The organism is Brevibacterium sp. Z349TD_9, assembly GCF_056173565.1.
Genome location: NZ_CM149680.1, coordinates 2,755,223 through 2,768,901, shown reverse-complemented (window position 1 = coordinate 2,768,901; position 13,679 = coordinate 2,755,223). Strand labels below are relative to the sequence as shown.

Sequence of the window (13,679 nt, the reverse complement as noted above, 5' to 3'; positions counted from 1 at the left end):
AGGCCTCGCCACGGGGAAATACATCCTTCGACGGTTCATCAACTACTTCATCCTGGCATTCATTGCCACAGTGACGGCCTATATCGCGGCCAGTGCTTTCATGGACCCCGCGGCACGGTACCGCGGACAGAATCCTCCCTTGTCAGAGGCGTCAATCCAGTCGATCCTCAACGGTCATGGAACCAATCCGGACGTCCCCATCCTCCAGCGCACATGGGCCTGGCTGACGAACATCTTCCTGCATGGAGACTTCGGCACCACGGTCAACGGCAGTCCGGTGCTCACTGAGATCATGACCCGCGCCGGAGTGAGTCTCAAACTGCTGCTCATCGGTACGCTTCTCGGTGCGCTTCTCGGTGTCGTGCTCGGTGTTTGGGGAGCCGTAAGGCAATACAAGGGATCTGATCAGCTAGTGACTTATGCGTCCTATCTGATAATTGCCACGCCGACGTTCGTCATCGGTGTCGTGCTGATGATCCTCGCTACCAATTTCAACAATGCGGTCGGCGACAACCTCATACGCTTCACCGGTGAATACACGGTCGATATCGACCCTGGATTCTTTCCGTGGCTGGCAGATCAGTTCTCCCATATGTTGCTGCCGACGATCGCCCTGATCCTCATGAGCGCTGCCACGTACTCGCGCTATCAGCGGTCGGTCATGCTCGATGTGCTCAGCTCCGATTTCATACGCACAGCCCGATCCAAAGGGCGGACACGGAGATCCGCGCTCGTCCGACACGGAGTGAGGGTCGCTCTCATCCCGATGTCGACCTACTTCGCGTACGCATTCGGCACTCTGGTCGCCGGTTCCGCGATGCTCGAAGTCGTCTTCTCCTGGAAGGGGATGGGCGAATTCACCATCAACTCCATTCTCCAATCCGATATCAACGCAGCGGCCGGGTCTGTCCTGTTCATCGCGGTCCTGACACTCATCTCGTCGACGCTGTCCGAGGTGCTCTACGCTGCACTCGATCCGCGAGTGAGGATCTGACATGGCTACTGATATTCCGATCTCAACCACTCCGGACACCGAGGTCGTCGCCCAGCGGTCTCGTCCTACGTCCCGGGCGAAGCTGATCTGGCGACGGCTCAAAGCCACCCCTCGCTTCTGGGTCGGCGGGATCATGCTTGCCTTCTTCGTCCTTTTCGCCGTGTTCGGCAACACCATCAACATCTACTCGCCGACCGACCAGGACATCTTCGCGCTCAACCAGCCTCCCAGCGCTCAGCATTGGTTCGGCACGAATGCGATCGGTCAGGACATCTACGCGCAGACTGTGGCTGGGCTCCAGAAATCACTGCTCATCGGCATCATCGCCGGGCCCGCCGCAAGCATCCTCGCGGCGATCATCGGTTCCACCGCCGGCTATTTCGGTGGGCGCGTCGAGGTCGTCATCGTCTGGTTCATCAACCTGCTGCTCGTCCTCCCTGCGTTCTTCATCCTCGTCCTGCTCTCGCCGCTGCTGCGGCAGCTGTCGTGGGTGGCGATCGTCGTCTTCCTCGCTCTGTTCGGGTGGATGATCATGGCGCAGGTCGTCCGCAACCAGACCAAGGCGATCAAGGACCGTGACTTCGTCAAGGCAGCCCGGTACATGGGAGTCTCGACCCCGCGCATCCTCAGCCGCCACATCGTCCCCAACGTCGCTTCGATCCTCATCGTCGACGCCACTCTCGGAGTGGTCTCGGCCATCCTCGCCGAGACGTCGCTGAGCTATTTCAACCTGGGCATTCAGAAGCCAGACGTCTCGATCGGCACGCTTCTTGCCGAGGGATCCGGCGCCGCCGTCACCAGACCGTGGCTCTTCGTCTTCCCTGCCGGCGTCCTTGTCCTCATGCTGTTCGCCATCAGCCTGATGGCTGACGCTCTGCGCGACGCGATCGATCCGACATCAGGAGCCAATCGTGACTGACATCCTCAACTCCGTACCCACACTGCCGACCTCCGATTCACCGATTCTCGAGGTCAGAGATCTGACGGTCACGTTCCCCAACTCGAACGGCGATGTGAAGGCAGTGCGCGGGGTCAACTATTCCGTCCGACCGGGAGAGTTCCTCGGCATCGTCGGCGAATCGGGTTCGGGGAAATCGGTGTCGTCGATGGCCGTGATGGGACTCCTTCCGTCGAACGCGGTGGTGGAAGGCTCGATCAGCTACCGGGGCAGAGAACTCTTGGGCATGCCCGATGAACAGATGTCTCGGCTGCGCGGTTCCGAGATCGCGATGGTCTTTCAGGATCCGCTCTCAGCACTCACTCCTGTCTACACCATCGGAGAGCAGATCGCCGAGGGACTGCTCCTTCACGATGCGTCATTGAGCAAGGACGCCGCGCATGACCGCGCGATCGAGTTGCTGCGCATCGTCGGCATTCCTGTGCCTGAACGCCGGGTCAACGCCTATCCTCATGAGTTCTCCGGCGGAATGCGCCAACGGGCCATGATCGCGATCGCGATCGCCAACGATCCTGATCTCATCATCGCCGACGAGCCGACCACCGCACTCGACGTCACCATCCAAGCACAGATCCTCGAGGTGCTGCAGAAGGCGCGGGAGATCACCGGGGCCGCCGTCGTACTCATCACGCACGACCTCGGCGTCGTAGCCGGCAACGCTGACCGGATCGCCGTCATGTATGCGGGACGACTGGTCGAGACAGGGCCAGTCGAGAGCGTGTTCTCCCGCCCGCAGATGCCGTATACATCCGGTCTGCTGCGGTCCGTGCCCAATCTGGCGACTGCGGGCACTCAACGGTTGGTGCCTCTCGAGGGCAGGCCCCCGTCACTGTCGAACCTTCCTACCGGGTGTCCTTTCGCACCGCGTTGCCCCATCGCGCTCGACATCTGCCGCGAAGTCGAGCCGGAACTGAAAGGCCATGGCATCGCCGGAACATCCGCAGCATGCCACCGCGCCGACGAGATTGCGTCGGGAACGCTGACCGCAGCGGAGATCTTCCCGCGCCCTGATCCGGTGCAGAGGAAAGCCAGGGACCTCGGGGCGGCGCAGATCCTCGAGGTCACGGATCTGCAGAAGCACTATCCCCTGCTCAAGGGAGCCGTCTTCAAACGACAGATCGGTACAGTCAAGGCCGTCGACGGCATCGATTTCGAGATCAAGGCAGGACAGACACTCGGCCTTGTCGGTGAATCTGGCTGCGGCAAGTCGACGACGATCGGGGAGATCCTCGAGATGGTCGCACCGCAGAAGGGTTCGATCGTCATCAACGGAGTCGACGTGTCGACTCTGTCGAAGCGGGAACGTCTGGCGCTGCGCAAGGACGTGCAGGTCGTCTTCCAGGACCCGATGGCTGCGATCGATCCGAGACTGCCCATCGCCGATGTCATCGGTGAACCCCTCACGGTGCATGGAGTCCGGTCGGCCGAGCGGCACCGCAGAGTTGAGGAGATGCTTGACCTGGTCGGACTCGACCCCTCGATGGCCGATCGGTATCCTCATGAGTTCTCCGGCGGCCAACGTCAGAGGATCGGAATTGCCCGAGCCTTGGTGACGAATCCAAGCCTCCTCGTCCTCGACGAACCGGTATCGGCTCTCGACGTCTCAGTTCAGGCCGGGGTCATCAACCTTCTCGAAGACCTCCGCGACTCACTCGGACTGTCCTATCTGTTCGTCGCCCACGACCTCGCCGTCGTCCGGCAGATCTCTGATTTCGTAGCGGTGATGTACCTGGGACGCATCGTGGAATATGGGGGTTCGGACGAACTCTATGCGAGTCCGAAGCACCCCTATACCCGGGCACTCATGTCGGCGATCCCGGTGCCCGATCCGCTCGTCGAACGCTCCCGCGAACGTGTACTTCTCTCCGGGGACCTGCCCAGCCCGACCGACGACATCAGCGGCTGCAACTTCCGCACTCGCTGCCCGCTCTACCTCCTGCTCGACCCCGAACGGCAGCAGATGTGCGCGCAGATCGATCCGCAGCCGAGTCCCTCGGGCGAGAGCCTGGTGGCCTGCCACCATTCGGAGCTGATCGGCGAGCTCGATCACCCCCACTGAACCAGCACAACCCGCTCAAGGAAAGGCAAGAACAATGATGATCAGGATGAGAAGGGCGACAGTGGTCGTCGCCGCGACCGCCGCTCTGGGGCTGGCTCTCTCCGGCTGCCAGCAGCAGAACAACGGCTCGGGCGGAGTGGACAGCGACAAGGCGGACAAGGAGATCTCGGCACTGCCGACCACCGATTACCAGAAGGCGAGCTACGACGAGGTCGCCGACGGCGGTACACTGACCTACCCGATGACGGAGATTCCGGCGAGTCTGAACTACTATCACGCCGACGGCGCGCACGTCGACAACAATAATCTGTACGGAACCTCGCTCGGCGGACCGATCTCCATCAAAGCGGACGGCACGTGGGAGGTCGACAAGAACTACGCAGAGAGCGTTGAAGTCGCCAGCGAGGACCCACTGGTCATCGACGTCAAGCTCAACAAAGACGCCGTGTGGGAAGACGGCACCCCGATCGACGTCGAGGACTACAAAGCCTTCTGGAAGACCCGCGACGGAAAGTCCGACGAGTACCAGGTCGCATCGACGAAGGGCTACGAAGACATCGAGTCGATCGAACCCGGGGCGGACAAGTACGAAGTGAAAGTGACTTTCAAGACGCCCAACATCGATTGGCCGAACTACATTGCGGCTCCGCTGCCGAATGAGATCAGTGAGGACCCCGAGGTCTTCAACAAGGAGTACACCAAGAAGGTGCTGCCCTCCAACGGTCCGTTCAAGGCCGAGAGCGTCGACAACAAGTCCGGTGTCATCACCATGGTGCGCAACGACAAGTGGTGGGGCCAGACCCCGAAGCTCGAGAAGGTCGTCTTCAAGGTCGTGTCGCAGGCGCAGCAGGCTCAGGCTTACGCGAACAAGGAGATCGACGTCGTCGATGTCGGCACCGACGGCGACGCGTATCAGACGGCGAACAACCGTGAAGACGGCGCCATCTACAAGTCGCAGGGAATGCAATGGACTCACCTGACGATGAACGCCGAGAAGGGCGCATTGAAGAACCAGGAAGTCCGTGACGCCATCGGCAGGGCAGTCAATCGCGAAGCGATCGCCCAGGCGGCCATCGGCCCGGTCGAGGCTCCGGTGACCTTGGTTAACAACTACACCTTCATGCCCGGTCAGAAGGGCTACCAGGACAACACCGGCGGCAGTCTGGATTTCGATCCCGAAGCGGCGAAGAAGATCCTTGACGACGCCGGATGGACACCCGGCGACGGCGGAGTCAGGGAGAAGGACGGCGAGAAGCTCCAATTCAAGATCGTCGTCCCTGCAGACACCGCATCGAATGCGCAGCGGGCTGAGCAGATCATGAAAGATCTAAACGAGGTCGGCTTCAAGATCGAGCTGGAGACCGTCCCGGTCGCCGCGTACTTCGCCGACAACATCCTCAACGGCAATTTCGATATGGCGACGTTCACCTGGGAAGGCACGGCGTTCCCGATCTCGTCGGGTTCGAACCTGTTCTACCCCGCCGACTCGGAGCAGAACTACTCGAAGATCTCGAGCGACGAGATCGGTGAGAAGTTCAAGGCTGCGACAGCGACGCTCGATGAGGAAGAGGCCCGTAAGCTGGCCAACGAAGGCGATGCGGCGATCTTCAAGCTCAAGCCGGTGATTCCGATCTACCCGACTCCGTACGTGTGGGGAGTCAAGGACGACATCGTCAGCCTCGGACCCCGCCAGCTTGAGACGCCTGATTGGACGACCATCGGCTTCAAGGACTGAGGCGACTGATATGACTGTCCATACAACCGGAGCGGCCAGAGGTTCGCTCACCTGATCTCCGGCCCCGTGGTTCCACGTTCTCCCACGGGGCCGGTCTCAAACGCATCATCGGGAGCGCTCCGGAGTTCGGGTGAGAAGACGCAGGACGCGGGCGGAATGATTCCGCCCGCGTCCTGCGGGTTGTTCCTCAGCGGACCACGGGAGTCCGCATCACCTCGGCGAGGGTCAGTTCACCTCGGCGGGATCGGCCGAGACCCGACCGCCGTTCTCGAGGGCATCGATCGAGGCCATCTGAACGTCGGTGAGTTCGAAGTCGAAGACGTCGAAGTTCTGGGCCATGCGCTCGCGGCTGTTCGACTTGGGGAAGAGGATGTGGCCGCGCTGCAGGTGCCAGCGGATGATGACCTGGGCCCACGACTTGCCGTGGGCGGCCGCGATCTCGCCGATGACGGTCGACGCGTAGTCGACGCTGCCCTGGCCGAGCGGTCCCCACACCTCGATCTTGATGTCGTTCTCGGCGAGGAGGGGACGGGTCTCGATCTCCTGGAACTGCGGGTGGAGCTCGATCTGGTCGACGGCCGGGATGATGCCGGTCTCAAGGATCGCCGGCAGGTACCGGTAGTCGAAGTTCGAGACGCCGATCGACCGGGTCAGGCCCTCGTCGCGGTAGGAGGGGAAGGCCTCCCAGGTCTCGACGGCCTTGTTCTGGGCCGGTGCCGGCCAGTGGATGAGGTAGAGGTCGACGTAGTCGAGGCCGAGCTTGCCGAGGCTCTCCTCGAGCGCGCGGCGCGACTCGGCCGCACCCTGGCGGTCGTTCCACAGCTTGGTCGTGATGAAGAGCTCGTCGCGGGCGATGCCGGAGTTCTTCAGGGCGCGACCGACGCCCTCTTCGTTGCCGTAGACGGCAGCGGTGTCGATGTGACGGTAGCCGACCTCGAGCGCGTCGGTGACGATGCGCTCGGTCTCGGCCGGGTCGACCTTGAAGACGCCGAAGCCGAGCTGGGGGATGGTCTTGCCGTCGTTGAGAGTGAGAGTGGGAACCGACATCATGTCGCCTTTCGTCACGGATGGGAGTCTGATCGGCGCCCGGTGGGGCGCCTCGACGGGTTCAGCTGCCGGTCTCCGGCACCTGATCCGAGCGTACAACGGCACAAGGTCCGTGGATCATTCCCGGTTGTCCGAAAGTTTCCGTTGAACGGGAATCAGGGCCTCGCCGAGGCGGTCGGTCGGTGCGTCTGTGGACCTCGCCGAGGCGGTCGGTCGGTACGTCTGTGACGGCCGGGCCGCGCCGGTCGCGTTCAGTCAGCGGTCGCGCTCAGTCGGCGGTCGCGCTCAGTCGGCGGTCGCGCTCAATCGGCGAAGACCGTGTGGACGTCGCCGGTGTGGGCGCGCCCGCCGAGGTCGGTGAGTTCGAGGACGACGGCGGATCCGACCACCTCGGCGCCGAGTTCGCGCACGAGTGCCTGCGCGGCGGTGAGCGTGCCCCCGGTCGCGAGGATGTCGTCGACGAGGAGGACCCGGTCGCCGGGGGAGAGGACGGCGGGGGCTTCGATCGTCGCGGTGCCGTACTCGAGCGAGTAGGACACGGCGGCGGCCGGCCGGGGCAGTTTCCCGGCCTTGCGGATCGGGAGGATTCCGGCTCCGGTCATCGCGGCGATGGCACCGGCGAAGAGGAAGCCGCGGGCCTCGAGTCCGCCGACGAAGTCGAAGCGGCCGAGGAATGGGGCGATGAGCGCCTCGGTGACGGCGGTGAACGCGGGACCGTCGGCGAGCAGGGGCGAGATGTCGCGGAAGTTCACCCCGGGTTCCGGGTAGTCGGGGATCGAGGTGATGAGGGTCTGCGCGCGGTCGAGCTCTGCATTCGTCACGGGTCAACTGTACTCGGGTGGGGTGGAGCCTTTTCGGCTGGTGCTCGAGAGCGTATCGTCGACGCCAAGACGTCAGGGCGCAGACCGGCGAGGGGAGAAGATGAGCACGTCCGATGACGAAGTCACCCTCGCCGAGGCGTTCGCTCGGGTGCCCCGGCAACGCTTCCTTCCCGAGCATCAGCAGGGGTGGGCGGGGTCCAACATTCCGCTCGAGATCGGGTGCGGTCAAACGAACTCGCAGCCGAGCACGGTCGCCGACATGCTCAGCCTCCTCGGCGTCGAACCCGGTCAATCGGTGCTCGATCTCGGGTCAGGCTCGGGGTGGACGACCGCACTCCTCGGCATGCTCGTCGGTGGGCGCGGCCGCGTCATCGGGGTTGAGCGGCATCGGGAGCTCCTTGACAGCGCGATCATCGCCTGTGATGGGCTGGGGATCGAGTCGATCGAGTTCGCCGAGGCGGTCGCCGGGACCCTCGGCCTGCCCGAGCGTGCGCCCTTCGACCGGATCCTCGTCTCTGCCGAAGCTGCTGAGCTGCCTAGCAGTCTTGTCGAGCAGCTGAGGGTCGGGGGAGTGATGGTCATCCCCGTCTCCGGCGAGATGCTCCGCGTCGAGCGCACCGGCAAGGCGGCCGAGGACGTGTCGATCACTCGCCACGGTCGCTACCGGTTCGTCCCGCTCATCGAGGAGTGAGCGTTTACCGGCTCGTCGTGAACGCAGGGTTCGTCGTGAACGCAGGGTTCGTCGTGAGCCAGGCTCGAGGGCGACTAGCGGCGCGATACTTAGGCGATCCGACGGTACTCCGGCGCGACCAAGGTGCTTCGACGGTACTCCGACGCGGTGATCCGACATATACGCGGTTAGCAGACCGCGTATATGTCGGATCACCGCGTCGCTGGTGCGCCGTCGATGTCGAACACAGCACTCTCGCTCGAATTGGTTTGATGCGAAATGTGTGCGTCTATTGACGTTTGTTTGGCTATAGAGCACTATGATGTCATGTACCAGGTGTTCACGACCCGAGAGCTGAGGAACCTCGGCTGTTCGGATCGCGACGTCCGACTTGCTGTCGACTGCTGTCTCGAGCGCGTCGCCCGAGGAAGGTTCGCCGTCAAAGATCAGTGCGACAACCCCAGACATGCTCGGATCTGGGAGGCAGTTCGCCAAGGCGATGCCGAAGTGCTCGGAAAGATAGGGGATGTCCGTGACCGCCTCGAACGGACGAAGATCCTCATCAGAACGCGGGCTGACCTCATCAATCGACGCTGCGCGGATTCCGGCATCAGCTCTGCCGAAATCTTCTCCCACCTCTCCGCGGCCCTGCTTTGGGAATTCGTCATCGTGAGCATGGAGAAGCCTGTGGTCGAAGTCATCAGGACGAATACGAACACTCGGCACGCCCACCTGATCATCCGCAGACGAACCGTTCCGGCGGAGCACATCGCTCGCCTCGGCGATACCGTGGTGACGTCGAAAGAGCGCACGCTCATCGACGTAGCCCGTGATTACCCTCTCGACCTCAGCGTGCCGATGCTCGACGATGCTCTGCGGAAGTGTCTGGTCGCGGGCGACCGACTGCTCACGGATCTGACCGAGTGCCCCGAAGTGCGTGATGCCGCCCGAGTGAGAACCGCCCTCGGACTCGCCGACCCGCGCCGTGAGTCGCCCGGGGAGTCGATCGTCGCGGTGCGGTTCCATGAGATCGGCGTGGACGGCTTCGAACCGCAGGTCGAGATCGTCGACGATCGCGGCTTCTTCATCGCCCGCGTCGACTTCCTGCACGCGAAGTCGAAGACGATCGTCGAGTTCGATGGGCGGATCAAGTACACACTCGACGGGCAGGACGCCCGGGACGCCTTCGATTGGGAGCGCGAACGTGAGAGGCAGCTGCGAGCTCTGGGCTATCACGTCATCCGAGTGTTCTGGAAGGACCTGTGGAGGCGGCAGGCGTTCACCGAGATCGCCCGGATCGTCGCCGCGCGCACACCGGCTGCTTCGACGCGGTGAACCGACACATACGCGGTCGCGCTCCGTGCCCGTTCCTATCGACGCGGTGATCCGACATATACGCGGTCTGCTAACCGCGTATATGTCGGATCACCGCGTCGAAGCCGGAAGTCGAGGTCGCCGCACCGCGCCGCACCGCGCCGCACCGCGCGGCACCGAGCCGCCGCCGCCCGCTACACGAGCGTGTCGCGCCACGCGCGGTGGAGCGCGGCGAAGCGACCGGTGCCGGCGATGAGCTCGTCAGGCGTGCCGTCCTCGACGATGCGCCCGGCGTCCATGACGAGCACCCGGTCGGCGATCTCGACCGTCGAGAGCCGGTGGGCGATGATGATCGCGGTCCTGCCCTCGAGGACCGTCGCGAGCGCCTTCTGCACGAGCCGCTCGGAGGGGATGTCGAGGTGCGCGGTCGCCTCGTCGAGGACGACGACATCCGGATCGGCGAGGAACACCCGGGCGAACGACACGAGCTGCCGCTGCCCCGAGCTCAGCCGACCGCCGCGCTTCTTGACATCCGTGTCGTACCCGTCGGGCAGTCGGCGGATGTAGGCGTCGAGGCCGACCGCGGTGGCTGCGGCGACCACCTCGGCTTCCGTGGCCTCGGGATTGCCGATGCGGATGTTGTCGGCGATCGTGCCCGCGAAGAGGAACGACTCCTGCGTGACCATGACGACGCTCGAGCGCAGCTCCGCATCGTCGAGGTCGCGCAGGTCCACCTCGTCGAGGCTGACCGTGCCCTCGCTGGGATCGTAGAACCGGGTGACGAGCTTGACGAGCGTCGACTTGCCCGCCCCCGTCGCTCCGACGAGCGCGACGATCTGCCCCGCCGGGATCGTGAGGTCGAAGCGGGGGAGGACGTCGGGTCCGTCGGCGTAGGCGAAGCGGACGTCGGTGATCTCGATCGACCGTCCCGTCGTCGCTGCCGCAGTCCCCGCCGAGGCGGTCGCCCCCGCCCCGTCCCCCGCCGAGGCGGTCGTCCCCGCGCGCGCCGGCAGGTGCACGGGCGTCTTCGGGGCGGGCACTCCGGGCTCGGTGTCGAGGACGGCGGCGATCTTCTCGAGCGCGGCCGAGGCCGACTGGTAGAGGTTGAAGAACTGGACGAGTTCGTCGAGGGGGCCGTAGAACCGGCGCAGGTAGAGAATGAACGCGGCGAGCACGCCGATCTGCGTCCACCCCTCGATGACGAGCCACGCGCCGACGACGATGATGACCGTCTGCGTGACGTTGCCGATGAGGCGGGTCCACCCGGCGAACCACGCGACCCCGCGCAGCGCATCGGTGTTGGCGTCCCGATAGGCGGAGTCCTGATCGCTGAGCGTCCCCCGCCGATCCGGCTGCCGGCGATAGGCCTGGACGGCGCGGATGCCGCCCATCGTCTCGACGAAGTGGACGATGACCTTCGCGATCGACGTCCGCGTGCGCCGGTAGGCGGCGCGCTGCGTCGAATGCGCGGACTTCGTGATGAAGAACAGCGGCACGAAACCGGCGAAGACGACGATCGCGAGCGGCACATCGAGGACGACGAGGGTGACGGCGATGAACCCCATCTGGAGCACCGCGAGCGCCGTCTCGAAGAGCGAGTACGAGAGGAACTGCTGCACCGACTCCATGTCCGAGGTCTGCCGGGACACGAGCCGCCCCGAGGTCGAGCGCTCGTGGTAGCCGAGATCGAGGCGCTGGACATGGGTGAACACGCGCTCGCGCAGGGTGAAGACGATCTTCTGGGCTGTGATGCCCACGAGCCTCGTCGCCGTGAACGAGAGCACCGCCGAGCCCACCGCCGCCGCAACGAACAGCGTGATCGCCCTCGTCAGCGGCCCGGGGTCGCCATCGACGGCCCGCGGGATGCCGGTGTCGAGGGCATCGGCGATGAAGAGGGGACCGATGACGAGTGTGATCGCCGTGGCCACGACGATGACGAAGAGGAACACCGCCATCGGCAGATGCGGGCGGACGAGCGAGTAGAGCAGGGCCCGCGCCTTCCTCGCGATGTCCGGCGGCAGCGACTCGACCTCGTCGTCCTGAGCCGGCTTCGGCGCACTCATGCGTCCCGTCCTTCCGTGATCGTTCCGCTGGTCCCGGCAGGAGTGCCGTCCGGGGTCGGGCAGTTCCCCGCCGAGGCGGTCGCCCCGGTTCCCCTCGCCGAGGCGCTCGCCTGCATCCCCGCCCCCATGAGCTCCCGGTAGAGCGGGGAGGTCTCGAGGAGCTCCTCGTGGGTGCCGCGGGCCACGATGCGGCCCTCGTCGAGGACGGCGACGACGTCGGCGAGGGCAGCTGTCGAGGGTCGGTGGGCGATGATGAGCGTCGTCGAATCGGGCAGGATCTCGCGCAGGGCGAGCTGCACCCGGTCCTCGGTGTCGACGTCGACGGCCGAGAGCGGATCGTCGAGGACGAGGATCCGCGGCCTGCCGATGACGGCCCGAGCGAGCGCGAGCCGCTGCCGCTGCCCGCCGGACAGCGACAGACCCTGCTCGCCGACCTGTGTGTCGAGGCCCTCGGGCAGGCGGGAGACGAAGTCGGCGGCCGCCGTGATCTCCAGCGCCTGCCACACGGCGTCGTCATCGGCACCGGGGGAGCCCATGACGACGTTGTCCCGGACGCTCGCGGAGAAGAGGATCGGATCCTCGAAGGAGACCGAGACGAGGTGGCGCAGCTCGTTGACCGGCAGGTTCCGGATGTCGATGCCGTCGATGCGCACCGCGCCCCCGGTGACGTCCTGGAGTCGCGGCACGAGGGAGGCGAGCGTCGTCTTGCCCGACCCGGTGGTGCCCACCAGCGCGAGCGTCTGTCCCGGCGCGATGCGCAGGTCGAGTCCGCGCAGGGTGAGCCTGTCGGTGTCGGCGAAGTGGAAGTCGACGTCGTCGAAGTCGAGCTCCCCGCGGAAGCGCCCGACGTCCGGGTCGTCGGCGATCCCGCCGTCGGCATCGGTGATGTCGTGGCGGATGTCGACGACCTCCCAGTAGCGACCGGCGGCCGTGATCGACATGAGGGCGTCGGCGAGGAGGAACCCGAGCATCTCGATGGGCATCCGCAGCACCATCGAGATCGTCACTCCGGCCACGACCGTGCCGATCGTCGTCCATCCCTGCACGACGCCCCACGTGCCCACCCCGACGATCGCGGCCTGGGCGAGCGTGGGAAGGAGGATGAGGAGGGCCCAGAACCACGAGTCGAGCTTCGCCTTGCGCACCTCGAGGCTCTGGAACCGGCGCGAGAGCACGGAGAAGCGCTCGGCGGCCCACGGGGAGCGGCCGAAGGACTTGAGGATCCGGATGCCCTGGATCGACTCCTCGACGTCGGTCGTGATCTCACCGACCGTGTCCTGCGATCGGCGTGAGGCCTCACGGTACTTGCGTTCGAAGATCGCCGCGCACACGATCGTCGGCACGGCCATGGCGATCATGATGAGGCCGAAGATCGGCTGGAGCGCTGTGAGCATGATCGTGCCGACGACGAGGACGATCGGGGTCGCGAGCAGGAACGGCAGGCCGAAGGCGAAGAAGCGCCGCAGCTGGGAGAGGTCGGTCGTCGCCCGCGAGAGCAGCTGTCCCGACTCCCACGAGTCGTGGACGGCCACCGAGGTGTACTGGAGGCGGTCGAAGAGCCGGGCCCTCCAGATGATCTCCCAGGCCGAGACCACGGGGGCGACGATCATCCGGCGGGCCCAGATGAGCACCGCCTCGGCGATCCCGATGGCAAGGACCCCGAGCACGGGCAGCCAGAGACCCGGCAGGTCGCCTTCGGCGATCGGACCGTCGATGATGTACCCGGTGATGACGGGGACGATGAGCTGGATGCCGTTCGCGACGAGGGTGAGGACGAGAACAACCGCGTAGATGCCGATCCGGGTTCGCAGATCGGGCCAGAAGCGTAGAAGGGGGCGCACGAACATCAAGCCTAGTCCCGGGGACTCCCCGCGTCTATGGTCTCGCGATGCGGAATCTGGGCCCCCTGAAGTGGGGTTTTGTTCGACCGCGGAAGCTGATGGATTTCCCCGCCGAGGCGGCCGTCGGCTCCCGGTCTCATCGCTCGCTCCGCAGGAATCCCGATATACGAGACGATC

The 13,679-nt window shown here is 65.0% G+C and carries 10 protein-coding genes; 6 read left to right on the top strand and 4 right to left on the bottom strand.

Annotated features, from left to right (window positions below; genetic code table 11):
- Positions 1 to 139 precede the first annotated feature (139 nt).
- From AC0VYB_RS12900 to AC0VYB_RS12885, 4 genes are read left to right on the top strand one after another with little or no spacing between them, the layout of a single operon-like run.
- Positions 140 to 994, top strand: coding sequence for an ABC transporter permease (locus tag AC0VYB_RS12900; protein WP_227007196.1), 855 nt, complete (start codon positions 140 to 142; stop codon positions 992 to 994).
- Between the two features lies 1 nt (position 995).
- Positions 996 to 1,913, top strand: coding sequence for an ABC transporter permease (locus AC0VYB_RS12895; RefSeq protein ID WP_040342078.1), 918 nt, complete (start codon positions 996 to 998; stop codon positions 1,911 to 1,913).
- On the top strand, positions 1,906 to 4,011 hold the full coding sequence (locus AC0VYB_RS12890) for an ABC transporter ATP-binding protein (protein WP_009379335.1): 2,106 nt from the start codon (positions 1,906 to 1,908) through the stop codon (positions 4,009 to 4,011). The genes AC0VYB_RS12895 and AC0VYB_RS12890 overlap by 8 nt, the downstream gene beginning before the upstream one ends.
- Before the next feature lie 46 nt (positions 4,012 to 4,057).
- Positions 4,058 to 5,746 (top strand): ABC transporter family substrate-binding protein, encoded by a 1,689-nt coding sequence (locus tag AC0VYB_RS12885; RefSeq protein ID WP_223289960.1) that lies wholly within the window; start codon positions 4,058 to 4,060, stop codon positions 5,744 to 5,746.
- 225 nt (positions 5,747 to 5,971) lie between these two features.
- On the opposite strand, the gene AC0VYB_RS12880 is transcribed toward AC0VYB_RS12885, so the two are convergent.
- Positions 5,972 to 6,793 (bottom strand): aldo/keto reductase, encoded by an 822-nt coding sequence (locus tag AC0VYB_RS12880; protein ID WP_475385265.1) that lies wholly within the window; start codon positions 6,791 to 6,793, stop codon positions 5,972 to 5,974.
- A gap of 302 nt (positions 6,794 to 7,095) precedes the next feature.
- The gene (locus AC0VYB_RS12875) at positions 7,096 to 7,614 is read right to left on the bottom strand and encodes an adenine phosphoribosyltransferase (protein WP_063249090.1); all 519 of its coding nucleotides are present in this window, start codon (positions 7,612 to 7,614) and stop codon (positions 7,096 to 7,098) included.
- 100 nt (positions 7,615 to 7,714) lie between these two features.
- Here AC0VYB_RS12875 and AC0VYB_RS12870 point away from each other — a divergent pair, with 100 nt between their 5' ends.
- Together AC0VYB_RS12870 and AC0VYB_RS12865 are read left to right on the top strand one after the other, a co-directional pair.
- A complete protein-coding gene (locus AC0VYB_RS12870) occupies positions 7,715 to 8,305 on the top strand; it encodes a protein-L-isoaspartate O-methyltransferase family protein (RefSeq protein ID WP_063249089.1) in 591 nt (196 codons plus the stop codon).
- Between the two features lie 306 nt (positions 8,306 to 8,611).
- Entirely contained in the window at positions 8,612 to 9,619 is a 1,008-nt protein-coding gene (locus AC0VYB_RS12865; protein ID WP_063249088.1) for a DUF559 domain-containing protein, read from the top strand.
- A 173-nt stretch (positions 9,620 to 9,792) separates the two neighbouring features.
- Here AC0VYB_RS12865 and AC0VYB_RS12860 read toward each other — a convergent pair whose 3' ends face one another.
- On the bottom strand, positions 9,793 to 11,661 hold the full coding sequence (locus AC0VYB_RS12860) for an ABC transporter ATP-binding protein (RefSeq protein WP_475384738.1): 1,869 nt from the start codon (positions 11,659 to 11,661) through the stop codon (positions 9,793 to 9,795).
- Entirely contained in the window at positions 11,658 to 13,508 is a 1,851-nt protein-coding gene (locus tag AC0VYB_RS12855; RefSeq protein ID WP_095375961.1) for an ABC transporter ATP-binding protein, read from the bottom strand. The genes AC0VYB_RS12860 and AC0VYB_RS12855 overlap by 4 nt, the downstream gene beginning before the upstream one ends.
- Between the last annotated feature and the right edge of the window lie 171 nt (positions 13,509 to 13,679).

Coding starts and splice junctions, on each gene's coding strand:
- AC0VYB_RS12895 (WP_040342078.1), top strand. CDS start 996: ATGGCTACTGATATTCCGATCTCAACCACTCCGGACACCGAGGTCGTC.
- AC0VYB_RS12885 (WP_223289960.1), top strand. CDS start 4,058: ATGAGAAGGGCGACAGTGGTCGTCGCCGCGACCGCCGCTCTGGGGCTG.
- AC0VYB_RS12880 (WP_475385265.1), bottom strand. CDS start 6,793: ATGTCGGTTCCCACTCTCACTCTCAACGACGGCAAGACCATCCCCCAG.
- AC0VYB_RS12870 (WP_063249089.1), top strand. CDS start 7,715: ATGAGCACGTCCGATGACGAAGTCACCCTCGCCGAGGCGTTCGCTCGG.
- AC0VYB_RS12865 (WP_063249088.1), top strand. CDS start 8,612: ATGTACCAGGTGTTCACGACCCGAGAGCTGAGGAACCTCGGCTGTTCG.
- AC0VYB_RS12860 (WP_475384738.1), bottom strand. CDS start 11,661: ATGAGTGCGCCGAAGCCGGCTCAGGACGACGAGGTCGAGTCGCTGCCG.
- AC0VYB_RS12855 (WP_095375961.1), bottom strand. CDS start 13,508: ATGTTCGTGCGCCCCCTTCTACGCTTCTGGCCCGATCTGCGAACCCGG.